Source organism: Insulibacter thermoxylanivorax, from assembly GCF_015472005.1.
Classification (GTDB): Bacteria; Bacillota; Bacilli; order Paenibacillales; family DA-C8; genus Insulibacter; species Insulibacter thermoxylanivorax.
Genome location: NZ_BMAQ01000003.1, coordinates 50,955 through 76,856 on the forward strand (window position 1 = coordinate 50,955; position 25,902 = coordinate 76,856).

A 25,902-nucleotide genomic window follows, 5' to 3' on the forward strand; every position below is an offset into this window, starting at 1 on the left:
CATAACAACAGCCCCTCACTTCTGACGCGCAAGCAGCTTCTGTTCCGCCTCCGCCAGCTGTGTGTAATTCGGCACCACCGCATGGATATTCTCATATTGTCCGCGAATCAGCCGCTCCCAAGCCAGCCAAGCGAGATCTGTGCCGTGTACGACCTGTTCCTTAGCTAGGACAGGCACGCCGAGTCGTGCCCCGCTTCTCTCCGCTTCCTCACGAAATCCCTCCACCTCGCCGACGAAGACGACGCGATGCGGCCGCTTCTCTTCCGGCAGCTGTGCGATTCGCTGCGCAAGCTGCTCCACCCAATCGGAGAACAGCACGATCTGATCTCGAGCCAGAGGGCGCCAGACTCCGTTCACATCCTCGGCCGCGAAGCGCAAGGTCTCTTGTGCATCCCCTTCTTGAGCATATCCTTCTTCGACATTTCCTTCTTGAGCACTTCCATGGGCAGATCCTTCATGGACATTTCCCAAGGAATTTCCAGGGTACTCCAGCTTCGCTTCAACATCCGAAGAACGGGATGTATCGGAACGATCCGTTTCTTCCGACTGCAGCCCTTCCCCTGCTTGTCCCTGCAGCCACTCATACAGCGCCGTATACACTTGCTTCCGCCTTGCATCCAGCATAGGAACAAGCCAGATTCGCTCGCTGTCCTTGGCCCGCGCTCCACTGGTCCCGACACCTTCCCCGCGCACATAGCCGAAGGCCAGCGCCCCTATACTGGATACGCTCACCAGCGGCATCTGCAGCGACCAAGCCAAGGTCTTCCCAACGGTCACCCCGATACGCACCCCTGTATAGGAACCCGGGCCTCTTCCCACGGCGATGGCGCTTAGATCACGCATGCCAAGCCCCGTCCGCTTAAGCAGCGCTTGGATCTCCGGGACCAGTCGAACGGAGTGGTTGCGCTCCACCGTCGACTCATTTGCCGCAAGGGTCTGCATGCCCTTCATCACGGCGATGCACATATTCGCCGTTGCCGTGTCCAAGGCCAGCCAGTATCGGTCACTCCACTTTTCTGCTTGCGCATGATTCCATTCCGTCACGACTACACTTCCTATCATTTGCTATATAATCTTGACCCAAAATAATCTCTGTTGCTTAACCTGCAGCTTAACCTTTTTCAGGCTCTCCGCCCTTCCCAACTCATACTTCTGCATCATCCGCTGCTCGGTTCTGCCAAGCCTTCTCCGACCCTTCGCCTTCCAGTCCATCGAGCCAATCCTCATAGGCCTCGCCGCAAGCGGCAAGGTGGAAGTTCCGCGACTCGATCCCCGTCACTTCGATATAGATCTCGAACCGCTCCTGCGGCAGCAACGATTCGATCAGGCTCGCCCATTCGACGATCGTCACGCCGTCCCCTTCAAAATACTCCTCCAAACCCAATTCCGCCGCCTCATCTTCACTGATGCGATAGACGTCCATATGATAGAGCGGATAATCCCGCCCCTCATATTCCTTGATGATCGTGAAGGTCGGGCTGTTGACGATCCCCTGCACGCCGAGCTCGCGTGCGATGGCCTGCGTCAGCCGCGTCTTGCCGGCTCCCAGATCACCGTCTAAGGCGATGATCGTACCCGGACGGCAGCATGCTGCAAGATGCGCCGCCAGCCGCTCGGTATCCTGTTCATTGGCCGCTCGAATAGTCAATTTCCGCATGGGTGATCTGAGTCCTCCTTAGGTGTACCGGTGAACGGCATGTTTTTCATTTCATTATATCGACCTTGAATCCTGCCGGCAACTTCATGTGCCGCATTGGTTCACCAGCACACAAAAAAGGCGCCAGTTCGCAAACTGCCGCCTCATCGATTATTGGATCTCTGTCAATTGCTGCGGGGACACGGACTTCCGCACATTCGGATCCCGCTCCAGATGAACTTGGACCTCCTTGCGGCTTGGATCGACGCTCTCGATCCAGACCCGCTCGCCGTTCAGCGTTACAGGTATGGTCTCCTCTGCATGCAGGATTTCTTGAGCACGCTCTAGATCCATTGTGGTTATCACCTCTTTCATAATCTCATGATTCCTGTTTCCTGCCCTCATGATTCCTGATGCTGCATCGTGTCCACCGTCGTCTCGCCGATCCGGCCGTTATGTTCACTGACGACGCCGCCGCCCAATCCCTCATTCACCATGCGGTCGATATCCATAAACAGCTCATCCCGCCCCTCATGATGGGAATCCGCTTGATGCAGCGTCTCCCGGCCGGATCGCTTCATCCTATACCCGTTTAGTCCATGAGCCTGTTCATGAGTCTGCTTCTTGTCCATTCGCTCCGCCTCCTCCACCCCATAATATCTCCCAATGGCGAAGTTTCATACACAGCGCTGTTATGTTCGTGGAATCTTGGGCGTATACTAAGACTATTCCACTCTTTCTTGATGCGCTTATGATTATGCTGAATCACGATCATACGAACTGGTTATGACTGTTTTCAGCCGCGGTCAGTCCCGCATGGTCGATGCCATGTTGATATAAAGCCTCACAAAGGAGATGCAAAGCGATGCACACGATCTGGAAAGGAGCCATCAGCTTCGGCCTCGTCAATATCCCCGTGAAGATGTACGCAGCCACGGAGGAGAAGGACATCTCGATGCGCTACTTGCACAGCAAATGCGGCACCCCTCTATCCTATGTTCGCAAGTGTCCGAACTGCGAAGTGGAGGTCGCGTGGGAAGAGATTCAGAAAGGCTATGAATACGAGAAGGGCAAATTCATCCTGATCGACAAAGAAGAGCTGGATCAATTGAAGACGGATACTTCCCGGGAGATTCAGATCCTCGACTTCGTCCGCCTGTCGGAGATCGATCCGATCTATTTTCAAAAAACCTACTACCTCGGTCCGGGGGATACCGGTGTCAACGCCTACAGCCTGCTCATGCAGGCGCTGAACAACTCGGGCAAGATCGGCATCGCCAAGGTCACGATGCGCAGCAAAACCACTCTGGCCGCTATTCGCATCATCGACAACTGCATCGCGATGGAGACCATCTTCTTCCCTGATGAGATCCGTCCCGTGCATCAAGTTCCCAATCTGCCGGAGAAGACCGAAGTCTCGGACAAGGAACTGCAGATGGCAGAGATGCTCATCGAACAGCTGACGACGCCCTTCGATCCCGCCAAATACCGCGATGATTACAGAGAACGCCTGCTCGGCCTCATCGAGTCGAAGATGAAGGGCGAGGAGTTCAAGGTGGCTCCGGATACGCCGCAGACCAATGTCGTCGATCTTATGGCAGCCCTTCAGGCCAGCCTGGAAGCCGTGCAGCCTAAGCTGGATCCGAAGGCGGCCGCCGATCCCGGCAGCGGTGAAGATGCGAAGCCTGCCGCTGCGGCGAAGAAGACGACGAAGGCCAAGACCGCCAAGACCACCCGTAAGAAAACAGCCCGTAAAGCCACTTAACCTGGCGGGAGCATAGATCATGAGATTGCAGCCGCTCATCCCCTTCGAACCGATCTCCGTCGCCTCCCCTCCCAGCGGTGATGAATGGATCGCCCAGATCAAATGGGACGGTGTCAGGATGCTTCTCTATCATGACGGGGAAGAAGTCCGATTGTACAATCGCAGGCGTAATGAACGGACGATGCAGTATCCGGAATTGCTCCAGGTGGACGGGTTCTGCTCAGCGGATTCCGTCATTCTGGACGGCGAGATCATCGCCTTCGACGAGGACAAGCGGGTCTCCTTTCAAGAAGTGATGAAGCGGGACCGGCTGCTGAAGCCTGACAGGATCAGACAAGCAGTCACAGCCGTGCCCGTCACCTACATGGTCTTCGATATCCTCTACTGCAGCGGCGAATGGCTGGTAGACCGGCCGCTGAGCAAGCGGCAGCAGGTATTGCAGGATGTGTTAACACCGTCGCCGCAGGTGCAGATCGTGCAGAATTTCGAGGATGGCGACGCGCTGTTCAACCTGATGCGGCAATATCGCATGGAAGGCGTCGTCTATAAGGACAGGACCAGCAACTATGGAATCAACGGCAAGGACGGCCGCTGGCGGAAGCTGAAGATCTTGGAAGACCTGTATGCCGTAGTCGGAGGCGCGACATTCAGAGGCAAGACCGTGAATTCCCTCCTTCTGGGTGTCTATGATGATTCAGGCAAACTCCTCTACATCGGCAATGCCGGTGCCGGCCGATTCACACAGCGGGATTGGGAGCTGGTCACCCAAGCCCTGCTGCAGATGAAGACAGAGATATGCCCTTTCGCATACGTCCCGCCCCCGCAAACAAAGGGAGTGATGTGGGTAAAGCCCTTCCTGGTGATCCGGGTGGAATATCTTGAATTGACGAGGAACGGCACGCTGCGCCAACCAGCGATCCAAGGCGTCGCCAGCCAGATCCCGCTCCACGAATGCAGCGTTCATCAGTTACAGCAAGCGCCAGGTTAAAGCAGAGCTGACTCGAAGCGCAGACATCGCGCCCCACATTCGCTAAAGGAGGCACGTCCCATGCCCGCTGTGCAAGGAACCGTCGTCATCGACGGCTATGAGATCACGATCACTAATCCCGACAAGCCTCTCTGGCCGGACATCGGGCTGACGAAGCTGCAGTATCTGGAGCGATTGATCACGCTGTCGCCCTATCTGCTCACGTACCTTCGCAACCGTTGTTTGACCACGATCCGCTGGCCGCATGGCGTCGGGGATACATTTTTTTATCAGAAAAATGCTCCAGTACCCACACCCGAATACGTTCGCACAGAAGTGCTGCACGGGATCCGCTACGTTGTCGCCGACAACCTGCCGACCTTGATCTGGCTGGGCAATCTCGCCTGCTTGGAATTCCACCCTTCGCTCCATCTCATAGGCAGTAACCAGCCCGTGGAATGGCTGATCGATATCGATCCCTCGCGGGAGTATGAACCGCGCATCGGTCAAGCCGCGGCGATCGTCGGTGAACTGCTGCAGACCATCGGCATCCAGTCCGTGCCGAAAACTTCCGGCGCCACCGGGGTGCAGATCTATGTCCCGATCAAAGCGGGCTACACCTTCGAACAGCTGCGCTCGATCGGCCGCTTCCTCGGGATATACCTGACTCAGCGATATCCCGATCTGTTCACCCTCGAACGGCTGAAGAAGAACCGCGGGGACCGCATCTATTTCGACTACTTGCAGCATTGGTACGGCAAGACCCTCTCAGCCCCATACACGCCGCGTGCCCGCCCCGGCGCGCCGGTTTCAACGCCGCTTACATGGGAAGAATGCCGCCTCCTGACCAATCCCGCCGAATACAACCTGCTGAACATCGGCGAACGCCTGGCGCGTCTCGGCGATTTGATCCAACAAGTCCCTCCGCAGGATCTCGATCATGCCCTCGCCTTCATCGCCGATGCAAGGATCTGATGGTCATCCATAACCGGTGTTCTGCCCTTCTGCAGACCGCACGCCGCAGCAGGCGCTTATAACAGCGGAGAGAGAAGCCGCGCGCCGGCCTCCTTCATGCGCCGCCAATAGCTGCGCGATGCAAACGCCCGGTAATCGATCTCCTCGCTGTGCTGAAGATCTTCGAAGAAGATCTTCTCCAACTGCTTCACGAGGGACTTCGAATAGATCATGGCATTCAGCTCAAAATTGCTGAAGAAGCTGCGCATATCCACGTTCGCTGTACCCACCGTTGCATACAAGGAATCGATGATGATCATCTTGGCATGAATAAACCCCGGCTGATATTCATACACATGAACGCCTTCCCGCATCAACTCCTCCAAATGAGACAAAGTAGCTAACTTGATCAAACGGGAGTCCGGCCTGCCGGGGATGAGGATACGGACGTCAAGCCCGCTCTTGGCAGCCGAGATCAAGGCCATCTTGATCCCGTCATCCGGGATAAAATACGGTGTGGTCACATAGATGCTCGACTGAGCAGCGGTGAACATCCCGTAGTATAAGGCATGGATAGCGTGGTGAGCTTGATTAGGACCGCTGGTGATGAATTGTATGAGATTGCCTCCAAGGCCATGGTTCTCCCTGCCCTCAATGGGCCGCTCTCCACTGAAACCGAATCTTCCCCTTAATAGTTCGTCCGATTCCTTCCAATTCTGACCGCTCACTTGTACCCAGTCCCTTAGAAAGGTATGCTGCAGCCCGTAGACAGCATCCCCTGCAATGCGCATCTGCGTATCCCGCCAGTATCCAAGCTTCGTCTCATCCCCCATATACTCGCTCCCGACGTTCATCCCTCCCCAGTAACCGATTCGGCCGTCACAGACGACGATCTTGCGATGGTTCCGGTAATTGAGCCGTTTATGCAGGATGGACATTCCGGCCGGCATATAGACATGCACCTCTATACCGCCGGCAATCAGCTCGTCAATCTTCTTCTTCGGATAAGACAGGCTGCCGATGCCGTCGATGATGCAGCGCACCACCACTCCCTCTGCGGCCTTGCGCTTCAAGAGTTCTGCCACGCGATGACCGAGCGCATCATCACGGAAGATATAGAACTCCATATGGATGTGCTCCTTGGCCTGCTCCAGATCCTCCAGCAGATCATCATAGAAGGATTGCCCGTCGACATAGATCTTCGTGTTTCTCGCCGCAGCGGGCGGATAGACTGATATGCTGTGAATATACCGATGCAGCCGGGTATACGGCGTCTGTTGTAGATCCTGCAGAAGAGGGCTGCAGGTCTTGCGCGGCCCATGAACTGTATCTTCACTGGGCATGTTTTTCCTGTGCCCGCCCGCCGCCATCCAGAAGATAAAAAATCCAAACAAGGGTATGATAAGTGCGACGAACAACCAAGCCGTCAGTTTGTATGGCTCTCTATGCTCTTTGATGAGGATCACGAAGATCTGAAGGATCACAAGAAACAATACCAAGCTGAGCCAAATCAACCTTTACTTCCTCCAACCAGGATATGCCGTCGATGAACCGTAACGAATAGGATGCGTGTTATGGTCATGGAATATTCTATTTTTTTACGATTGAAGAAGGTTTTCGTCGGTTTGAGGAGAATAATTAATGTTAATCGTCATTTTTTGTGTTCGGATTACGACTTCGACAGACTGCATTTCGACAGACTACATATAGAGAGGGTTAACGATGAGATTCAACTGGGGGACTCGCAAGCTGACCTTCGTTGTCATCCGCGATGCGAATTCATCCGTCATACGTTTTCGATTGCGCAGCATCTTCTTGTATCTGATTCCGATCCTGCTCATCCTTGCATGTGCAGCGATCGGCATCCTAACACATCTGTATCTGGATTCGGTGAAACTGAGCCAGGCGCTCACAAGCAAGCTGCAGATGGAAGCCATGGAACACAGCAAGATCGTCGATGAGAAAGACAGGACGATCGAACAGCTGATGACCGATGTCGTCGAGCTGACCGCGCAAGCAGAACAAGTCCAGGAGAGACTGCAGGAACTCGAACAGATCGGAAACCAGATCAAGAGAATCAGCGGGGATACAGAATCCGGAACGGATTCTCATTCGGTGTTCGGACCCCTATGGGACGAAGCACGCGGGGATGTCATGATCGCATCAGCGTTTGCCTTCGCTGAGGAGGACATGGGAATCGAGGCGCTGATAACAGATCAGCATGCTGACTCAGAGCATCATGAGCGTTTTGCAGCGAATCCTGCGGCAGAGCTTTTCTCGGATCTGTTGATTTCGCCGCTCTATCCCTTCGATCCGCTGAATGGACAGGGCGGAATATTGCACGATGTGAATCCGGAAGAGATCATAAAGTTGGCCGCGGATACGAAGAAGACCTTCCTGCAGCTCGACGAGCTCATGGAAGATCTCAAGCTGAACCTGGAAGAAGCGAAAGAATTGGCACTCGAGTATCAGCATCTCATGCGGATCACGCCGTCGATCTGGCCGACGGTATCGACGCGCATCACGTCGTCATTCGGTTATCGACGAGATCCATTCACGCGGCGTCTCAGCCACCATTCGGGCATCGACTTCGGCGGCAAGACCGGGGATCCCATCTATGCAACCGCCGACGGCAAAGTCATCGAATCCAGCTTCGACCGCGCTTTGGGCAACTATATCGTGATCGACCATTCCAACGGCCTGCGCACCTTATACGCCCATCTGTCCAAGAGGCTTGTCTCCGCTGGGGAGACGGTCTCTAAAGGCGATGAGATCGGCAAGCTGGGTTCCACCGGCCGCAGCACCGGTCCGCATCTGCACTATGAAGTGTACAAGAACGGCGTTCCCGTGAACCCGAAGAACTATCTGCCTTAAAGAACGATCATCGAACTATCTTCGATAGAAACTATCTTCGGGATGAAGTACTATCTTCGATAAAATTTATCTGTCATGAGCAACAGGTTATACAGTTATTATCTAAAAAGTAAGATCAACTTGTATGTGGGTTGAAAATGATTGGGTTGAAAATGATTAAGATATATTAAGATCTAGATGGGAAGTGTAAACATTGTTTAGAGGCAAAACGCCAGATCTAACCAAGACCGATACGCTGATCGGCGAAGGGACAATCATCGAAGGCAATCTCAAGTCCCAAGCGAGCATGCATATCGAAGGGCATGTAATCGGGGATATCCTCTGTGACGGGGATCTCACGATCGGTGAACAGGCTGTTGTGAAGTCCAACATCGAAGCCCGGCATATCACCATCGCCGGACATGTCGAAGGTGATGTGCGCGCCCGCGGCAAACTCAGCATCACTACCTCCGGCCGCCTGTTCGGCAACGTAACCTGCGCGACGTTCACGATTGAAGAAGGAGGCACATTCACCGGCCACAGCACGATGCCGGCGGCAGGGGATGACGCTCGCAAGAACAATTCACAGCCTGAAGAAGCGGAGCATCCATCGAGGAAAAAACAAAAACGAAACAGCAATCAAGCCGGGGCTAATGCCGTTTAGACCCCGGTTTTTTTGCTGTATCGATGACGGCTTGAGGTCTGCTCTAACCCGTGTTATGATTTGAAAATGAGTTTTATTGGAGTTTTGGAGTTTTATTGAAGCGGAGAGAAAATCGTGGACTGGATACAGAGACTAAAGGATCTAACCGTCGATGATATCATCGAATGGATTGAATATATGGGAACGTTTGGGCCACTGCCGGGGATTCTCGTCACGATGGCAGAAGCATTATTGCCTTTTCTTCCCCTGATCGTGTTGTTAGTTGCCAATGCAACGGCGTACGGAATGTGGCAGGGCTTCTTCTTATCCTGGATCGGTACCACCCTTGGCGCAGCGATCGTGTTCTTGTTTTTCCGGCTGTTCGGCGCCCGCTTCAGTTCATACCTGCAGCGCCGATATCCGAAGGCGAAGGTGATGTTTCGCTGGCTTGAACACCGCGGTTTCACTCCGCTTCTGATCGCATACAGCTTGCCTTTCACACCATCAGCTCTTGTGAACATCATGTCCGGGCTGAGCACGATCCCGATCAGGATGTACATGGTGGCTTTAAGCCTTGGCAAGGCCTTCCTCGTCTTCACCATCACCTTGGTCGGCCATGACCTTGCATCGATCCTCCGCCTGCCCATGAAGATCGTCCTGATCATCGTCATGTTTATCATCCTGTGGCTCTTGGGCAAGAAGTGGGAACAGCGCTATAACCGTGAAGAGCCGAAGGAGGATTAGGAAGGTAAATCCGCTGTGCCGTTCCAGTATGAGCCAGCCCGAATCGGTACTTTATGTTGTAACACTCATTAAGCCTGCATCGGCCCCGCCTGAGTCGATACTTTCTGTCGGCTCATGCATCAAACCAGCACCTGCCCAGGCTGTATCGACAGTTTCTGTCGGCTCACGCGCCAGTCCTGCATCCACAGCTCTAACAACACCTATTTATGCTTCTGTACTCCTATCCATGGACAGATATCCAAACGGAACCGCTGTGACCTCCATATGATGTAGTGTTCAATTAGGAAAGGAGGTCAACAACCGAATGCATTACAGCGCTAACTATGGTCCGTTCGCATCTAATTTAGGTCCTGCCAACATCAGTCCTTATGCCAGCAATGTCAGCCCGCTTTCTTCCAATGTCGGTCCTTATGCCAGCAATATCAGTCCGCTTTCTTCCAATATCAGTCCTCATGCCAGCAACATCAGCCCGCTCAAGAGCAAAGTCAGCCCCTATGCCAGCAACGTGAGCCCTCTCAGCAGCAACCTCAGTCCCTTAGGCGGTAAGGTAAGTCCTTACAGCGGCAAAGGCAAACTGCATCACAAGGGCTGTGGTCACGGATACGGCCGCACAACTGCTGGAGCCATCCTGGTCCTGTTCATCCTTCTCGTCATCATCACTCGCAGATTCAATTACTAATTTACAAACATTGGATGGACTCCACATACTCATTCCTCATCTCCAGATTCGCCGTCCGCAGCCCGCTTCACCGCGGACGGCGATCCGCCTCCTTAAACCCGGCTGATTCACCGGCGTTTCCTGCTTTTGTCAGCTTACAGCTAATCTGCGATTAAGCTGCGGTTAACATACAATCTGCATACAATCTGCATACAATCTGCACACAGCCGGCATATTCAGAGCAGTACCTGCATAGATATCTCAATATATGACCATGTCCAGGTCATCGACCTAATCTCTCTTTATCCTAGGTCATCACACCATCGTCATCCAAATCCCGCTTCATATCCAGGATATAGGTCCATGCCTAAGGTCAACTCATACCTGATATACCATGATAACGGCTGATCCCATCCCCCGGTCCTCGCTAAGGTCGGGGGTTTCATGCTTAATAGGGACTTCAAGTTTAATAAAAGCCCCAAGGTCCATATCCTGGATATCCGCCATATCCGCCATAGCCTCCGTAACCCGGGTAGGGATATGGATAGGGGTATGGATACGTGAAGGGTTCGGTGCCAACCGCCAGCAGATCGAACAGAACCAGCGGGATGAATGCCTTCGTATGAGCTGCCTTTCCCTTTCGTCTTAACACATATTGGTTCTTGCCTGTACGGATCAACTTGCCGGACTGATAAGTCCCATCCTTGCGCAGGACATAGACTTGTTTGCCGGTCAATGAGCGCAAATTTTCTTTTGTCGGTGCCAACATCGTTCTGAACACCTCCCCTCAGCTTCCCTGTATCTTATGTCGCATAGAAGCTGGGAGCGTGGTTGACCGACTAATCGCTGCGAAGATATGCTGAATCCCATCGACTTGGCGGACATACATCGTCCAGCTCTGAATATACATAGCGAACAAGGAGGTTCCTGCATGAGGAAGAAACAGCTGACGGTCATCGTTGTGCCCGAAGCCGATCGATCCGTGCGCCGTTTCCGCACATCGCGGATCCCACTCCTCGTCCTGCTGGCCCTGACCTTCTGCATGGCTGCTTTGTTCTTCCTGTGGCTTGATTGGAAGAAACAAACCTATGAGCGCATCATTCATCAGATCTCTGACCGTTTGACCTCAGAGAGGCGTTCGCACCAAGATCAGTTAACGATGAAGAATGAGACGATTGAAGAACTTCAACAAGAAGTCATCAAGCTGACGGAACAGACCGAGGAAGTGCGCAGCAAGCTGGCAGAACTGCAGCGTTTGGAAGAGGAGATCCGAGCGGTCACTGGGATCGATTACCCGGATGCAGAGGGTGAGGATCGATCCGTCCAAGCTGCCGGCGGTACTTTCCATGCTGTCAAGGAGGATGAAATCCTGACCCTCGCTGATGCTGCAGCACAATCCTTAAGCACATTGTCGCAATCGCTGACCTTCATGCAAGAACGGCTGGACCAGCTGCTGGCAAAATTGTCGTATCTGGAGTATCTCTCCAGCATCACGCCGTCGATCTGGCCGGCGGAAGGAGGACGGATCACTTCGAGATACGGCTATCGACTCGATCCCCTCACGCGCCGCTCCGCCTTTCACAGCGGTGTCGATATCGACGGCAAACTTCGTGATGATATCTATGCCGCTGCAGCCGGCAAGGTCGCAGAGACAGGATTTACGAACAGCTTGGGCAACTACATCATCATCGACCATTCACGCGGGCTCCAGACGCTGTACGCTCATCTGCACGAGATCCTCGTTGATCCCGGCGATCAAGTGGACAAAGGCGAATTGATCGGCCTCATGGGCTCCACCGGCCGCAGCACCGGTACCCATCTCCACTATGAAGTCCATGTGAACGGCAAGCCGGTGAATCCTCAATCTTATTTACCTGACTAATAAGGAGGTCATTCATCATGCGCAAGGTGAACAAGCTGAAGGAGATGAAGACACAAACAACGGATACCTTGATCGGCGCAGGCACGGTCGTCGAAGGCAAGCTCCACAGCAATGCCAGTCTCCGGATTGACGGCAGTGTGCGCGGTGATATCACTTGTAAAGGCGATCTATACATAGGAGAGAATGCAGTGCTGCAATCCGATGTCCAGGCTGCCAATATCTATCATGCCGGCAAAATCCACGGCACAGTCACAACTACCGGCACCCTGCATGTATCGAAGAGTGGTAAGATCTACGGCGACCTGAACGTTGCCAAGATCCAGATCGCCGAAGGGGCTGTATTCGAGGGCACGATTATCATGAGAACGGAAGTGGCCAAACAAGCTTCCGCCGTCTCCCAACCCAAGAATGACAAAGTCAAAGTTGTAAAGTAGTTCAAACGCCAAGCCTTCGCATTGGAACTCTGCTGCTGGTCAGACGAAGCCGAACAGTCTAGCGGCTGGTCAGGGTCAGGAGGCATCATCGCGGCGGTCGATTCCTCCGTAACCCAGAAAGTGAACTGCTTCTGCCATCACCCTGTATCCTAATGCATTTGGATGCACCATATCCTCACCGATCAGATCATCGATGCGATATATAAAGGCTTCATAGATATCCACGATTCGGATCTGCGGCGTCTCATAACGCTGCCAGACTTTATTAAAACGGCCGACCCAATATCCCGTTTCCTCAAACATAGGAAAGGGATTATACAGATTCAAGATGCGCATCTCAAGCGGCTTCTCCGCCGCCGAAGCATACTCGGAACGAATCTGTTCCAGCTCCCCGAAGAATTCTGCCGTGCGGCCGTGGAATTCGCGCAGAGCATTCCTCAATACCTGCGGGTCTCGCTTCGCCAGGAACACCCTTGCCGCTTGCAGCAGATCATTGCCGCCCGCTGTTAAGCTTAGCAGTTCCGCTTCGCGGATCACGACCCGCAAGTAATCATCCGTTCTTAAGCGATGCAGAATATCGCCCAGCGTCTCACCCGTTACACCGGCGTTATGCAGAATGACCGGACGACCGATCGCCTCTTCCATCCGTTTGCTGAATACAGCAGCGAAGCTTTCTTCCTCAGATACCCCGAATCCCTCGGTTAAAGAGTCCCCTAACGCCACATAGACCAGAGGTTTCACCATCTCCTTCACCCCGCTTCCCACATCAATCCTCCCGCCTATATGGATGTACTCCAATATATGTTCATACAGCTTAACCACATGCTAGATACTTCGCCCCGCCGACACACCGCCAGTCTGTCCGCTTCCCTCAAAGGGGAATAGTGGAAGTCAAATTTCCTTTATTTCGTCCGATACCATGTTTTTTATGAAATAGGGTAACTCAAATTTCCCTTATTTTGCTTAATAGGGTAATAACAACAGTGATTTACTCAAAAAATCGGAAATAATGTAAATTTGACTTCCGCTATTTTCGAAAAATCAGCGGAAAGATCGAAATAGAGGAAATTTAACTTCCCTTATCCTCACTGCGGACTGCAACAGACTGCAATAGACTGCAGTGGATTGCAGCATGCTCTTGTTCTGGAATGATATGGGTGAATATCTGATATTCTCTTACGGAACCGCACAACCTATCGAATACAACCACGGGCTCATTCCATCGAAGCTGGCCTTCTCCATCGCCGGAACCCGCGAAGGAGTACCCTTCCCTGCTGTCTTGGAAGCCTTCATGATGGTATTCACGATGGAGATCCTGCGGGAAACAGGGGTCCGTCTTCCCAAACCCGTCGGTCATACCATCGGGATCGTAGGCCGCCAGGTGATCGGTGAAGCAGCGGTGCGAGCAGGGATCGTCAGCCCGATCATGGTGATCATTGTGGCCCTCACCGCGATCGCTTCCTTCACACTTCCTGCATACAACTTCACCGCCGCGCTCAGGCTGCTCCGCTTCGGCGTGATGGCAGCAGCTTGCGCGGTCACTCAGACAATAACACCAGCACCTAAGCGCTGTTCAATCTCTTCGGTTCCTGCGCAGCAAGAAGCGGATGATGGTCCCCGGCGTATGCCTTGGAGTTCATCATCCGCTCTCTTGTGTCCGTGCCCGTCGTTCACTATCATGGGCAGATGCAGTTTTATTTTCATTTGCGAATTGTGAATATCTGTCTTCTGTCAGACTCCCATTTAGCCTTCCTTCGCGCGGTAAGCAGCCGTAGCCAGCGCCAGGAGCTCGCCCTGTTCATCGTATATGCTGCCTTTCGTCGTGATCGTCTGGCGTGTGGCATGTACGATCTCTCCGCTTACTTTCATCCTGCCGGCAAGGCGGATTGGGGCGACATAATGGATCGACAGATTCGTCGTTACGACGCGCGCCTTCGGTTTAAGATGATAAGCTGCATAACCCATAACGTGATCGAGCATCGCTGCGTAGACCCCGCCATGGGTGATGCCCATATGGTTGAGGTGATGGGCTTCGATCGTAACCTCGCCTTCCAACCGGCGGTCGCTGACAGCGGTGAGACGTCCGCCGATATAATCGAAGAATGTACCGCGGCCTTCTTCCTGCAGCCATGCAAGTGTTTGTTCTGTCATTGCTGGAGCCTCCTATGTAATATCGAGTGTAAGATCGGATATGTCATTAGTATATGCTTACAGGAGAAGTTCAGCAGCTCGCCGCAGCTGATGATGCTGCCCGCATCACTCGGGTCCCTGATTGCATCGCGTCCCCCGCCTAGATCCCGATCGATAATGCCTGTACCGTGATCAACAAGACGAGGTACAGGATGACGAAGATCATCAGCACCGCAGCCCCTTGCGTAGCCTTGATGCGATGTGCCTCGGCCAATCCGGCGACGAGGAAGATGATCGCATATACAGCGAAGAACAGGGTGATCAGCATAAGGACGAGATCGATCACCGGATGTGCAGCCTGTGCTTGCGCCAGCGCCTCGCCGCCCGCCAGATAAACTTCGCCATAGAGGATGAACTCGATGATCGTAACCGCCAAAGTGCCGATGAAGGGCAGCATCGCCCAGCCGACGGCGGTTGTGAGTTCGGAGAACTTCCCTTGACCGCCGACCCAGCGGCCGAAGAACATAAACACCAACGATAATAACAGCAAGAACAGGATCCCCGATACCAATCCGCCGCCCACGGCATAGACGAGCTTCATCGTTCCATCGGCATATGGATCGATCCAGTCGCTTCCCTGAATGAAGTCGACGGCATTCACGATGCCGCTGGCCGACGCGAAGATATAGGCTGGAACCAAGCTTCTTCTCGCGATCAGGCCGCGCATAGTTCCTCTAGGATGCCGCCAGATCGAGAGAAACGGGATGGACTTCTGCTGCATGTTCGTATCCGCCACTCTTCCCCACTCCCTAACATAAGTCACATAGTAGTGATCATTATAGCAATTCATGTCAGCTTTTGTCCATGTACTGCAGGTGAACAGCAGGATTACGCCGGAGCATCGTCGAACATGGGGGAGGATAGATTGGCATAAAATTGGATCAGCCGTATAATCAACCGTGTAAGCCAATTCGGCCGCTTGCCGATCATCGGCTGCCAAAACGGGAGGGAACCATCTATGAACAAACCTTCACAACATTCGCCATATAACTCTGCAGACCATCCAACACGTGCGAATCTTCCAACACGCGCGGTCATCATCAGCGGCGGACAGCTTGGTCCGTGGGTGCTTGAACACATCCAAGCCCATGACCTAATCATCGCGGCCGACTACGGCGCATGGTTCGCTGTACAGAACGGTATCAGACCGCATATGTCCCTCGGTGATTTTGATTCGATCCAAGAGGAGCAATTCGCCATGGTAAAGGCGCACAGCGAAGCCGTAAATACCTGTGATCCCGTCTGGAAGGATCTTACGGATACGGAGATGGCCTGGGAGTATGCCCTATCGCAGGACGTCCAAGAGATCGTGCTGCTGGGCGCAACGGGCACTAGGCTGGATCACACGATCACCAACATCCATCTCTTATCCAAAGCAGAATCCCGCGGAATACGCGCCGTGCTGATCGATGCGAACAACGAGATCCGCCTTGTCAGTCATGTGAGCAAACAGTTGCGGGTAGAGCGCAAGGACTATAAATATGTTTCCTTAATCCCGCTGACGGAGCGGGTGACGGGGGTAACTTTGGAGGGTTTTCGCTACCCCCTGCAGGATGCTGAGCTGACCTTCGGCAAATCCTTGGGCATCAGCAATGAGCTCATCGAGCACTGGGGCTCAATCGAGCTGAAGTCGGGCAAGCTGCTCGTCATCCAGAGCAAGGATTGATCCCGCCGGATCGGCCGCTGTTCAATCGATGCAGACGCCCATGCCTGCTGCAAGTGCATGTCCGCAGTATACCGCCTGCTACTGGCGCCGCACCAGCTTGTTCTCCATATAAGCTACGGCTTGGTACATCAAGGTGGCGGCGATCGCGATGACGAACAGACTGCCGATGACGAGCGTGAAGTTGAACACTTGGAAACCATAGATGATGAGATAACCGAGGCCTTCCTTCGCGACGAGGAACTCGCCGACGATAACGCCGACCCAGGCGAGGCCGACGTTCACCTTCAGAGTGGAGACGATCGTCGGAAAGGAAGCCGGCAGGATCACGCGGCGAAAGACCGTGCTGCGCCCGCCGCCGAATAACCGTACGACCTTCACATAGTTGGCATCGACTTCCTTGAAACTTGAGTACACCACGATGGTCGTGATGATCACCGTGATCGCCAACGCCATCGCGATGACCGCTCCTAAACCAGGACCGATCGCGACGATGAAGATCGGGCCGAGCGCCACCTTAGGCATGCTGTTCAACACGACGATGAATGGATCCAGAACCCGTGCGAGGAAAGGCGACCACCAGATCAGCGCGGCGAAACAGGTCCCGCACAGCGTTCCCAGGATGAAACCAAGCACCGTCTCAGTGATCGTCACGCCGATATGGATGAGGAGTTCGCCTTCTTGGAGATTCTCCCACAACAGACCGACGATCTTGCTCGGATAGCTGAAGAGCAGCACATCGATCCATTTGTTCCGACCGGCGTATTCCCACAGTCCCACTGCGCCCGTCAGAAGAAGCAGCTGCGTGAGCAGTACAAGAACCCTCATCCTCCGCCTGCGGCGCATATGCACCGCATATTCCAGCTCGGCTATATCCATATCACCCTTGCCTGTGCCAATCCGATCGGCTTCATCTTCCTTCGGCTTCGGCATCTACCTCTCCCCCTTCCGTCTCCTGCAATTCGCGCCACAGCTCGCGGAACAAGCGGTGAAAGCCCGGCTCTTCCCTTGCCTGGAGCGGCAGCGCCCGCCTGATCGGCTCCGGTACATGCAGTTCCCGGCGGATATGCCCGGGATTGCGGCCAAGGACGATGACCCGGTCGCTCATCGCAATGGCTTCCGAGAGATCATGGGTTACGAGAATCGCTGTCTTCCCTTCACTTCTAAGGGTCTCCAACACGAGATCCTCCAGCGTCAACTTCGTCTGATAATCAAGGGCTGAGAAGGGCTCATCGAGGAGCAGAAGGTCGGGTTTGGCCGCCAGTGTTCTAACCAGCGCAGCCCGCTGCCGCATCCCGCCGGACAGCTGCGAGGGATATTGGTTCACGGCTCCGGCAAGCCCCATCTGATCTAACAGCTGACGAACATAGGCCTGTGAGCCAGAAGTCACTTGCTTCTTGATCTCTAGCCCGGTCATCGCATTCTCCCAGATCGTCAACCAGGGGAACAGATAATCCTGTTGCAGCATATACCCGACATGGGCGGAGGGACCGTTCACAGGTTTCCCCCGGATCCGCACTGTCCCCGACGTAGGTTGGATTAAGCCGGCGATCACCGAGAGGATCGTCGTCTTACCGCAGCCGCTCGGACCTACCAAACTGACGAACTCTCCAGGCTCTACGGACAGATGGATGCCCGCTACTGCCAGTGAAGCACCTTTATCCGTAACGTACACATGGGACATATCCTCAACGTCTACCATCCGGGCCATACGCATCCCTCCCTGTTGTAATGAAGTCCTAAGGTAAGTCCCTGGGTTCTCTGTTCTACATCCTAAGGTGCTTCCAACTCCATGAATTCTGCTTAACTCGGCATTCAATTAACCTGCAGGTATGCTCGAATTCCAGCGAGCATCCTCTATTGCTGCATAGTTACCGCACGTTCTGCGAAGGAGTTGTCGACGATCAGATGATGGGCAACCCGCTCCGGAAGTTCTCCGGCTTCATCCATGATATCAAGCAGATGGTTCCATTCCTCTTCATCGATGATCGGATCTTCTGCAAAGGACCCTTGACTGCGGTAGCGTTCTACAACCCGCTTCACCACTTCCCGATCGGTATCCGGGAAATACGGCATGAGTGCATCCGTTACCGCATCCAAGGATTCGCTTTGCACCCAGCGCTGAGCACGATACACGGCAGTGGTGAATTTCTGAATCAATTCAGGATGCTGATCGATGAAACTCCGCTTCGTCATGAACACTGTATAAGGCAGCCGGCCGCTCTCCGTACCGAAGGAAGCAACTACCTTCCCCCGGCCTTCTTGCTCGAATACCGTCGCCTGCGGTTCGAATAACTGAACATAATCTCCAGTACCTGATGAGAACGCTGCTGCAATATTCGCAAAATCGATGTTTTGAATAAGTTCCATATCTGCATGCGGATCGATCCCATGTTTCTTCAGCGTGTACTCGCCCGCCATCTGCGGCATGCCGCCCTTGCGCTGGCCCAGGAAGGTCTTCCCGCGAAGCTGCTCCCAACCAAAATCCGCAGTCTGTTCCCGGGACACAAGGAAGGTTCCGTCCGTCTGTGTGACTTGAGCAAAATTGATCACTGGATCCTCCGCACCTTGTGCATAAACATAAATCGACGTCTCCGAACCGACGAGAGCGATATCGATCGTGCCCGCGAGAAGTGCGGTCATCGTCCGGTCTCCCCCTGGTGTCGTCGTAAGCTCTACGTCTAATCCCTCGTCCGCGAAGAATCCCTGCGTCAGCGCCACATATTGCGGGGCATAGAAGATCGAGCGCGTCACCTCGCCGATCGTAATCTTCGTCGGGCCGCCGCTTGAACATCCCGCAGCAAGCACCAACATCATGAGCAGCAGAATCGCTGTTCCCTTAAGCATGCGTCTATTCATTCACATTCCCCCATCCAATCAACCATCGTTTATTATCGTATGCAGATGCCCTCCGAGTGTGTTCGTCAGCGATTAACGAACCAAAAAAGCACCCCCGCCAAATCGGTGTCATGAGCAGGGACATCCTCCCTGCACATCCACCTAAGCAGAAGTGCTTATAATTGAACGTATCTTAATCAGTTCCGTCTTAATCCGTCACACGGTAATAGGCGGTGCGCTGATGCGGAATCCAGCTGTCTCGGCCGGCGTTCGGCGACCATTCGATCCATTCATCCCGTCCCGGGTTGTACCCGTAATACGTATCGGCAACGCCGGCACGGCGGGCAAACAGATCACCGCCGAACATGATGTAGGAAGAATCAGCGAGCGGTTTCACGGGAACAGCACTGCCTCCTCTAGGCCACCAAAGCACACGCATAACCTCGTCTCCTTCGCTTGTTTCGAGCAGATAGGCTCCCTGATCCGTCGTTCCGATCAGTTGACCCGGTGCCTCCGTCTCCTCGCCGTTCGCGAAATATTGGGTGACAATCCGTCCTTCCCGATAGGTCGTCAGATAGTAGCCGCTGGATTGCACGGAGATCCTGAGCGGAAGGATATTATTCTCCGTCGACGGCCACGGATCGGAGATCGTCTCGATCCGCTCAGCGAGTTCCAGATTGCCCCTGTAGATGCTCATGCTGCCTTGCCAGTATTCCCTTCCATCGCGGCTGATGGGCGACTGCGTCAGAACGAACAAGCGGTCGCTTCGCTGATCGTACTGGAAGGCGACAGCCTGATGCTCATCCTCGACGGTCAGCTGACGCGCCAACCCCGACTCCACATCGAAAGCCCATACCTGAAAGCCGGACAGATAGAGGAGCGTCTGCTGATCCAGCCATTCCACCGGGATGTAGCTGGAATTCTGCCGATAATGAATCGCATGTTCCAATACCATGGGCGATTGCCTCCGCTGTTCGATGACGATGCCGTAGTGTCCGCCTGCCCCATCCGTATCTTCGCTGATCTGGACCAGCGCCGCGTACTTGCTGCCATCCGGTGAGAACAACAGAGCGTCGTAATAGGCATCCCGGCCGCTCCAGCCGACACTGCCCCCGGAAGCCGCATCAAACCATGATCTCGAAGGTATCTGGTGAATAATCAAGGAATGGTACTTCCTCGCGACAAAATTTCCGTCTTCAGAGTAATACTTGTCCAACGGCAGCGTGCCGGCCGTTTCCGCGATGTCGACCTTAAGCTGTGTCTCGCTCAGCCATTCGGTTCCCGGGTGTTCAACGGGCCTCATCGGCTCGGTGAAGCGCAGGACGATCGAATCCTCGCTCTCCGACACGAAGACATGGCTTCTTCCGTCCGACTCACCGTGGATCAACAAGGAATACGGTACGCGAAGCTCACTTTGATTCAGCACGAACATCAGGTGATCCTGCCGCGTGCGCAGCCGGAACGGCTCGAGATCGTCCAGCTTGATCTCAGCCCGGTCTTGAATCTCTGTGAGCGTCACCAAGAAGCTCTGACTGTCTTCCCCTTCCGAGATTCGAACCTCCGCGCCTGTAACGGCTACGGCTTCTGCCAGCTCAGCCGTCCCAAGTGAGATTCCATCCCGCAGCCTCAGCTTAAACGCAACCTCGGGATCGTGAACGGCAAAGGTGAACGATCGCTGCGGCCAAGCTCCTTCATAGGTCACGATCTCCTCCGCTGCTGCATCTTCCTGCTGCCAGATGGACAGTTCAATCAGAGCATCGGACAGCTTGATCTGTTCTCCTGTCTCAGCCTTGGGCGGTGTTTGTTCATTTGGTTCGTCGTCTTGGCGGCAAGCCGTAAGCGACCATGTCAATACCAACACCGTCATGAAGATAAAGATCCTTCGCCACAATTTCATAGCATACTCTCCTACCCCTATTCTGGCCCTCAGACCGCTCTGTATCTATCATCTGCCTGATTGGGCTGTTGTATATAAGACGTTTTGAATGCGCATTCGGTTTCATGGTTTTTGTAGAAATAACCACCCATGAACGATTGTCCTTGTCCCTAAAGTGCCGTCAGCGGTAAACAATCGAACAGCATCAACACAGCGTGTGTCGAGCTATCGGACGGTGCGGTCAGTCGAATAAGTCATCTAAGATGTCGAGCATACTTCTTGTTCGGCGTTTGTGATCTCTGCGGCGATCTTGAGAATATTTCCTATAAGGATCCGAAGAAGAAGGGGCCTCATACTCTCGTTCGTACCAACGATCCTCCCGCTCGTCGGCCATCAGTTTCTCCAGCTCGCCGCGATCCAGCCAGACGCCCTTGCAGGTAGGACAGGCGTCGATGAGCACACCTTCCCGCTCCACTTCTCACATGCGGACTGAATCACATACCGGACAATACATGGCAGTCACCTTCTTGCTGTTAGAAGCACATCATCAGATGCTTGCTCTAAGCTTTCTCTTTATATCTTGCACCAGCCCAGCCATTCTTACATACATTAGATCAAAAATGAGGTGGATGCCCATGGAACTCAATGCTCTTCCCGTCCTTGTCTACACTTATCCCATCCAACAGCCCAAGCTGCAAGCGAAGGTGCCGATCATTCGCAACGTCCCGAGCGCTGCTGCAGAACACGCTATCAATCAAACGATCCAAAATCTATACACCGCAATGATCGCCGAAACCGGATATCCCCAGAATCCCGCCGTGGAGGTGACGAGTACTTATCAGATTAAGACCAATGAACGCGGCGTGCTCAGTTTATCGCTGATCGTGTATTATTTCTCCGGAGGTGCACACGGCTTGACATTGCAGCGCTCGCTGACCTTCGACGTGCAGACGGGGAAGAGTTACAACCTAAGCGAGCTGTTCAAACCCGGTGCCCCATATGTTGAAAGGCTGTCGACGATCGTTCGTGAGCAGATCGCCGCGCGCGAGCTGCCGGTATTCGAGCCCTTCAACAGCATCCGGCCGGATCAAGATTACTACATCGCTGACAAAGCCTTGGTCTTGTATTTCCAACTGTATGAACTCGTCCCATATGTCTATGGTTTCCCCTATTTTCCGATCTCCGTCTATCAGATTCAGGATCTCATCGACGACAACGGTCCTCTGGGAATCATGATTCCGTAAGTTTCCATATCTACTCAAATTGCGTCGGATTGATTATACTGAACATATGAAGAAATGACTGAGGTGAAGACTATGTCTGCCCAAACGGCTGAAGATGTACAACTTTCGTTAAAACTATTCGTCGTACTCTCCAAAGCATCCAAGGTCATCATGGAAGGTGCAGTAAGGGATATGAAGAAATACGGAGTATCACCGACAGAATTTACCTTAATGGAATTATTATACCATAAAGGTGATTTCCCTCTGCAACAGATAGGCAATAAAATCTTAATGACGAGCGGCAGCATCACGTACAATATCGACAAACTCGAGAACAAAGGCCTCATCCGGCGCATCCCCAGCGAGGAGGACCGCCGCGTCATCTATGCCCGGCTGACGGAGGAAGGAAGGAAGCTGATCGAACGTATCTTCCCGCTCCACTCACAGGCCATCCATCAGCTTTTAAGCGGTTTGACCGACGAGGAGAAAGAGACGCTGATTCCCCTGCTGAAGAAGCTGGGAATCGCTGCCCAGCAGCAATTGGGCTAAAAAAGGGGCTGTCCACCGGTAAGTCATCGGACTTACTGGACAGCCCCTTCCCTTTATTCAAGCCAAGCGTCAACTTTATCGGGATTAGCATCTACCCAAGCCTTAGCGGCTTCAGCCGGATCGGCGCCATCGGCGATCTGGATCATTACTTCTGCCATATCTTCCGGCGTCCAATAGAATTTGTCCAGGAAGGCATAGGCATCCGGCATATCTTCTTGCAATCCATGGCGAACGATCGTATGGATGTTCTCGGCGTCCCCATAAACCTTCTTCGGATCCTCCAGATATTTAAGATCCATCGCCGCAAACATCCAGTGCGGGGTCCAACCGGTCACCACGATGGGTTTACCCGCTTCATAATCCTCTTGCAGAACCTGCGCCATCGCCGCGGAAGAGCTCGCTACGAGATTCAGATCCAGGCCGTATTCCTCAATGGCCTTCTCCGTTGTTAACATGACCCCGGCACCCGATTCGATCCCGATGATCTCACCGTTGAACTGAGCGGCAACATCAGGATCTGCCAGTTCTTCGATCGAATTCACATCCACATAGGATGGCACGACAAGGCCGATGGCAGCTCCTTCAAGATTAGGTCCCAGATCCACGAAGTCATCCTTTAATTCCTCGTAGTAGTTGCCATGGGTACCGGGCAGCCATGCAGCAACCATCGCATCAGCGCTGCCGGCAGCCACCCCTTGCCACATCGGACCGTTATCAACTTGAAGGATGTTAACTTTATACCCTAATCTCTCTTCCAGCACCGTCTTCACGACATTCGTGCTGGCAATCTCCGAATCCCAGGCTACGTATACGAGGGTGATCTCTTTGCCGCCCTTGGCATTGCCTTGGTTTGCGCCGTTATTGCTTCCAACGTCGTTGGAAGTTCCAGTACAACCCGCTAATGCTAAGGACAGGATAAGAGTAATTCCTATGAACCACAGGTTTGTTTTGAATCGTTTCAATGGCTTTCGCTCCCTTTACTTCTTTTATTTACGATGCTCTGCGTGATCCGGTCGAGCACGACCGCGAGGATCACAATCGCCAGCCCCGCTTCAAATCCTTTGCCCGTCTCCAGCCGCTGAACCGCGCTCAATACCTTCTCGCCGATCCCCTGTGCTCCGATCATCGAGGCGATGACGACCATCGAGAGGCTGAGCATGATCGTCTGATTAATACCTGCCATGATCGTCGGCACCGCTAGAGGCAGTTCTAACTTGATCAATTTCTGCATGGCCGTCGAACCGAAGGCATCAGCTGCTTCCACGAGATGCCGCGGTACTTGGCGGATCCCGAGGTTCGTCATGCGAATCGTCGGCGGGATCGCGAAGATCACCGCTGCAATCACGCCGGGCACTGCCCCCAGGCGGAAGAAGATCACCGCTGGCAGCAGATAGACGAAGGCGGGCATTGTCTGCATGAAATCAAGGACCGGCGTAACCACGTTCTGTACCTTCTTGCTGGCGGCACAAGCGATGCCGATGGGAATCCCGAAGATGATCGAGATCAGAGCAGACGTTAAGACGAGTGACAGTGTCTGCATCGTCGGCTCCCATAAGTCCAGATTCCAGATGAGCAGGAAACCGATGAAGGTAAACAGCGCGATCGTCCACCTGGAGAGAAGGAAGGCAAGCACTGTGAAGACTATGATCATGATCCAAGCGGGCACGATGCTGAATATCCAATCGAAGCCGGAAACGATCGAACTGATACAGGTGCTGATCAGATCGAAGAACGGTTTGATGTTGTTCTTCAGCCAATCTACGACGGCGTCGATCCAGACATCGAGCGGAAGCTTCGGTAGATTCATCATCCTTCACTTCCTTCCACAGTTCTGTTGCCGGACAGCGCCGCTAATACCGCACCGCGTATGACGATCCCCATAAGTCTTCCTTTGTCGTCTACGACGGACACAGGAACTTTGGTTTGGCTGACCATGTCAAACAGATCATTGAGCAGCGTATCCGGCGAGGCAGTTGGTACGTCGCGAATTAAGATGTCATGGATGCTTTTCCCGGTCTTGACCGCATCCGATGCATCATCAGCGGTCACTGCACCGAGCAGTTTGCGGGATTCATCGATGACATAGATCGTAGAGATTCCATACTCGTGCATAAACCTGAGCGCCACGCGCGGGCCGCGGTCGGGGGTCATCGTCACCGCCCGTTTCATCACATGTGATGCGGTAAGTACTTTGGATAAGTCCACATCTTCGACGAACTTCTCTACATATTCGTTGGCCGGATTCGTTAAGATCTCCTCCGGTGTTCCGATCTGCACGATGGAACCATCCTTCATAAGCGCGATGCGATCCCCGATCCGAAGTGCCTCATTCAGATCATGCGTGATGAACACGATCGTCTTCTTCATCCGCGATTGCAATTCGACAAGCTCATCTTGCATGTCTTTGCGAATCAGCGGATCCAAAGCGCTGAACGCTTCATCCATGAGCAAGATATCCGGATCATTAGCCAGTCCCCTGGCAATGCCGACCCGCTGCTGCATGCCGCCGCTTAATTGGTCAGGCCGGCTGTTCTCCCAGCCCTTCAGTCCTACGAGTTCCAATGCCTCCATGGCGCGTTCCCGCCGCTGCTGCCTATCCACTCCTTGTATCTCCAGTCCATACTCCACATTTTCAAGTACGGTCCGATGCGGGAACAGTGCAAAGTTTTGAAACACCATGCTGATCGTCTTGCGGCGAACCTGCCTGAGCTGCTCACGTCCCATCTTCACAATATCCTTGCCCTTGATGAGTACTTGGCCCGATGTCGGTTCGATCAGTCGATTCAACAAGCGGACCAGCGTGGACTTGCCGCTGCCCGACAACCCCATGATGACGAAGATCTCTCCCTCTTCGATGGCGAATGTCGCTTGATTGACGCCGACCGTGAGATTGGTTTCTTTTAGGATCTTCTCCTTCGACCACTTCTTTTCCAAGAGCGGAAGAGCCCTTCTGGGATCATGGCCGAAGATTTTGGTCAGATTATGAACTTCGATAATCGGCACCATAGCACCCCCTTTTCCTTAGTA

The 25,902-nt window shown here is 53.6% G+C and carries 29 protein-coding genes and 1 pseudogene; 13 read left to right on the plus strand and 17 right to left on the minus strand.

The genetic code is table 11. From position 1 onward, the window contains the following. Positions 1-15: 15 nt before the first annotated feature. The 4 genes from tsaB to PRECH8_RS01890 form a co-directional block, all read right to left on the minus strand. Complete coding sequence (gene tsaB, locus PRECH8_RS01875; RefSeq protein WP_200965379.1) at positions 16-1,044, minus strand: tRNA (adenosine(37)-N6)-threonylcarbamoyltransferase complex dimerization subunit type 1 TsaB; 1,029 nt, start codon at positions 1,042-1,044, stop codon at positions 16-18. A 100-nt stretch (positions 1,045-1,144) separates the two neighbouring features. After that, positions 1,145-1,657, minus strand: a complete 513-nt coding sequence (tsaE, locus tag PRECH8_RS01880) for a tRNA (adenosine(37)-N6)-threonylcarbamoyltransferase complex ATPase subunit type 1 TsaE (RefSeq protein WP_200965380.1) — start codon at positions 1,655-1,657, stop codon at positions 1,145-1,147. 150 nt (positions 1,658-1,807) lie between these two features. Beyond that, entirely contained in the window at positions 1,808-1,990 is a 183-nt protein-coding gene (locus PRECH8_RS01885) for an H-type small acid-soluble spore protein (RefSeq protein ID WP_200965381.1), read from the minus strand. Between the two features lie 47 nt (positions 1,991-2,037). Then, a complete protein-coding gene (locus tag PRECH8_RS01890; RefSeq protein ID WP_200965490.1) occupies positions 2,038-2,217 on the minus strand; it encodes a hypothetical protein in 180 nt (59 codons plus the stop codon). Positions 2,218-2,501: 284 nt separating this feature from the next. Here PRECH8_RS01890 and ku point away from each other — a divergent pair, with 284 nt between their 5' ends. Genes ku through ligD form a run of 3 tightly spaced genes read left to right on the plus strand, consistent with a single transcriptional unit; the run spans position 2,502 to position 5,343 of the window. Next, positions 2,502-3,401 (plus strand): non-homologous end joining protein Ku, encoded by a 900-nt coding sequence (ku, locus tag PRECH8_RS01895; RefSeq protein WP_200965382.1) that lies wholly within the window; start codon positions 2,502-2,504, stop codon positions 3,399-3,401. A gap of 19 nt (positions 3,402-3,420) precedes the next feature. Continuing rightward, the gene (locus PRECH8_RS01900; protein WP_200965383.1) at positions 3,421-4,389 is read left to right on the plus strand and encodes an ATP-dependent DNA ligase; all 969 of its coding nucleotides are present in this window, start codon (positions 3,421-3,423) and stop codon (positions 4,387-4,389) included. 60 nt (positions 4,390-4,449) lie between these two features. Next, the gene (gene ligD / locus PRECH8_RS01905; RefSeq protein ID WP_200965384.1) at positions 4,450-5,343 is read left to right on the plus strand and encodes a non-homologous end-joining DNA ligase; all 894 of its coding nucleotides are present in this window, start codon (positions 4,450-4,452) and stop codon (positions 5,341-5,343) included. Positions 5,344-5,399: 56 nt separating this feature from the next. Here ligD and cls read toward each other — a convergent pair whose 3' ends face one another. Beyond that, a complete protein-coding gene (cls, locus tag PRECH8_RS01910) occupies positions 5,400-6,836 on the minus strand; it encodes a cardiolipin synthase (protein WP_200965385.1) in 1,437 nt (478 codons plus the stop codon). Positions 6,837-7,044: 208 nt separating this feature from the next. Between cls and PRECH8_RS01915 the strand changes: the two genes are divergently transcribed. The 4 genes from PRECH8_RS01915 (at position 7,045) to PRECH8_RS14420 (ending at position 10,241) form a co-directional block, all read left to right on the plus strand. After that, positions 7,045-8,196, plus strand: coding sequence for a M23 family metallopeptidase (locus tag PRECH8_RS01915; protein WP_242457387.1), 1,152 nt, complete (start codon positions 7,045-7,047; stop codon positions 8,194-8,196). 193 nt (positions 8,197-8,389) lie between these two features. Beyond that, positions 8,390-8,839: a bactofilin family protein gene (locus tag PRECH8_RS01920; RefSeq protein WP_200965386.1), complete on the plus strand. Its 450-nt coding sequence runs from the start codon at positions 8,390-8,392 to the stop codon at positions 8,837-8,839. 114 nt (positions 8,840-8,953) lie between these two features. Beyond that, positions 8,954-9,562 carry a TVP38/TMEM64 family protein gene (locus tag PRECH8_RS01925; RefSeq protein WP_200965387.1) on the plus strand — a complete coding sequence of 203 codons (609 nt, stop codon included), beginning with the start codon at positions 8,954-8,956 and terminating at the stop codon, positions 9,560-9,562. Between the two features lie 304 nt (positions 9,563-9,866). Further along, positions 9,867-10,241 carry a hypothetical protein gene (locus PRECH8_RS14420; RefSeq protein WP_242457388.1) on the plus strand — a complete coding sequence of 125 codons (375 nt, stop codon included), beginning with the start codon at positions 9,867-9,869 and terminating at the stop codon, positions 10,239-10,241. A gap of 445 nt (positions 10,242-10,686) precedes the next feature. Here the strand turns inward: PRECH8_RS14420 and PRECH8_RS01935 are convergent, their stop codons facing one another. Beyond that, a complete protein-coding gene (locus tag PRECH8_RS01935) occupies positions 10,687-10,989 on the minus strand; it encodes a hypothetical protein (RefSeq protein ID WP_200965388.1) in 303 nt (100 codons plus the stop codon). A gap of 162 nt (positions 10,990-11,151) precedes the next feature. Here PRECH8_RS01935 and PRECH8_RS01940 point away from each other — a divergent pair, with 162 nt between their 5' ends. Then, positions 11,152-12,102 carry a M23 family metallopeptidase gene (locus tag PRECH8_RS01940; RefSeq protein ID WP_200965389.1) on the plus strand — a complete coding sequence of 317 codons (951 nt, stop codon included), beginning with the start codon at positions 11,152-11,154 and terminating at the stop codon, positions 12,100-12,102. Between the two features lie 17 nt (positions 12,103-12,119). After that, the gene (locus PRECH8_RS01945) at positions 12,120-12,536 is read left to right on the plus strand and encodes a bactofilin family protein (RefSeq protein WP_200965390.1); all 417 of its coding nucleotides are present in this window, start codon (positions 12,120-12,122) and stop codon (positions 12,534-12,536) included. Positions 12,537-12,611: 75 nt separating this feature from the next. Here the strand turns inward: PRECH8_RS01945 and PRECH8_RS01950 are convergent, their stop codons facing one another. After that, a complete protein-coding gene (locus PRECH8_RS01950; RefSeq protein WP_200965391.1) occupies positions 12,612-13,301 on the minus strand; it encodes an SGNH/GDSL hydrolase family protein in 690 nt (229 codons plus the stop codon). A 430-nt stretch (positions 13,302-13,731) separates the two neighbouring features. On the opposite strand from PRECH8_RS01950, the pseudogene PRECH8_RS14425 reads away from it, so the two are divergent. Further along, positions 13,732-14,067: pseudogene (locus PRECH8_RS14425) on the plus strand (spore germination protein); the annotation flags it as partial. Between the two features lie 212 nt (positions 14,068-14,279). On the opposite strand, the gene PRECH8_RS01960 reads toward PRECH8_RS14425, so the two are convergent. Together PRECH8_RS01960 and PRECH8_RS01965 are read right to left on the minus strand one after the other, a co-directional pair. Continuing rightward, the gene (locus PRECH8_RS01960) at positions 14,280-14,687 is read right to left on the minus strand and encodes a PaaI family thioesterase (RefSeq protein WP_200965392.1); all 408 of its coding nucleotides are present in this window, start codon (positions 14,685-14,687) and stop codon (positions 14,280-14,282) included. A gap of 139 nt (positions 14,688-14,826) precedes the next feature. Continuing rightward, on the minus strand, positions 14,827-15,516 hold the full coding sequence (locus PRECH8_RS01965) for a Yip1 family protein (RefSeq protein WP_200965393.1): 690 nt from the start codon (positions 15,514-15,516) through the stop codon (positions 14,827-14,829). 168 nt (positions 15,517-15,684) lie between these two features. On the opposite strand from PRECH8_RS01965, the gene PRECH8_RS01970 reads away from it, so the two are divergent. Beyond that, positions 15,685-16,392, plus strand: coding sequence for a thiamine diphosphokinase (locus tag PRECH8_RS01970; protein WP_200965394.1), 708 nt, complete (start codon positions 15,685-15,687; stop codon positions 16,390-16,392). Between the two features lie 78 nt (positions 16,393-16,470). Here the strand turns inward: PRECH8_RS01970 and PRECH8_RS01975 are convergent, their stop codons facing one another. From PRECH8_RS01975 to PRECH8_RS01995, 5 genes are all read right to left on the minus strand, one after another. Further along, entirely contained in the window at positions 16,471-17,235 is a 765-nt protein-coding gene (locus PRECH8_RS01975) for an ABC transporter permease (RefSeq protein ID WP_371871166.1), read from the minus strand. A gap of 64 nt (positions 17,236-17,299) precedes the next feature. Next, positions 17,300-18,100: an ABC transporter ATP-binding protein gene (locus PRECH8_RS01980; protein ID WP_200965395.1), complete on the minus strand. Its 801-nt coding sequence runs from the start codon at positions 18,098-18,100 to the stop codon at positions 17,300-17,302. Between the two features lie 146 nt (positions 18,101-18,246). Further along, the gene (locus PRECH8_RS01985; protein WP_200965396.1) at positions 18,247-19,248 is read right to left on the minus strand and encodes an ABC transporter substrate-binding protein; all 1,002 of its coding nucleotides are present in this window, start codon (positions 19,246-19,248) and stop codon (positions 18,247-18,249) included. Between the two features lie 187 nt (positions 19,249-19,435). Beyond that, positions 19,436-21,124, minus strand: a complete 1,689-nt coding sequence (locus PRECH8_RS01990) for a hypothetical protein (RefSeq protein WP_200965397.1) — start codon at positions 21,122-21,124, stop codon at positions 19,436-19,438. A 220-nt stretch (positions 21,125-21,344) separates the two neighbouring features. Beyond that, positions 21,345-21,578 (minus strand): TFIIB-type zinc ribbon-containing protein, encoded by a 234-nt coding sequence (locus tag PRECH8_RS01995; protein WP_242457389.1) that lies wholly within the window; start codon positions 21,576-21,578, stop codon positions 21,345-21,347. A 160-nt stretch (positions 21,579-21,738) separates the two neighbouring features. Here PRECH8_RS01995 and PRECH8_RS02000 point away from each other — a divergent pair, with 160 nt between their 5' ends. Together PRECH8_RS02000 and PRECH8_RS02005 are read left to right on the plus strand one after the other, a co-directional pair. Next, a complete protein-coding gene (locus PRECH8_RS02000) occupies positions 21,739-22,347 on the plus strand; it encodes a DUF3298 and DUF4163 domain-containing protein (protein WP_200965398.1) in 609 nt (202 codons plus the stop codon). Positions 22,348-22,419: 72 nt separating this feature from the next. Then, positions 22,420-22,875, plus strand: a complete 456-nt coding sequence (locus PRECH8_RS02005) for a MarR family winged helix-turn-helix transcriptional regulator (RefSeq protein ID WP_200965495.1) — start codon at positions 22,420-22,422, stop codon at positions 22,873-22,875. A 53-nt stretch (positions 22,876-22,928) separates the two neighbouring features. On the opposite strand, the gene PRECH8_RS02010 is transcribed toward PRECH8_RS02005, so the two are convergent. From PRECH8_RS02010 to proV, 3 genes are read right to left on the minus strand one after another with little or no spacing between them, the layout of a single operon-like run. Then, positions 22,929-23,837, minus strand: coding sequence for a glycine betaine ABC transporter substrate-binding protein (locus PRECH8_RS02010; protein ID WP_200965399.1), 909 nt, complete (start codon positions 23,835-23,837; stop codon positions 22,929-22,931). Further along, on the minus strand, positions 23,834-24,682 hold the full coding sequence (locus tag PRECH8_RS02015; RefSeq protein WP_276569081.1) for an ABC transporter permease: 849 nt from the start codon (positions 24,680-24,682) through the stop codon (positions 23,834-23,836). The genes PRECH8_RS02010 and PRECH8_RS02015 overlap by 4 nt, the downstream gene beginning before the upstream one ends. Then, positions 24,682-25,878: a glycine betaine/L-proline ABC transporter ATP-binding protein ProV gene (gene proV, locus PRECH8_RS02020; protein ID WP_242457390.1), complete on the minus strand. Its 1,197-nt coding sequence runs from the start codon at positions 25,876-25,878 to the stop codon at positions 24,682-24,684. The genes PRECH8_RS02015 and proV overlap by 1 nt, the downstream gene beginning before the upstream one ends. Between the last annotated feature and the right edge of the window lie 24 nt (positions 25,879-25,902).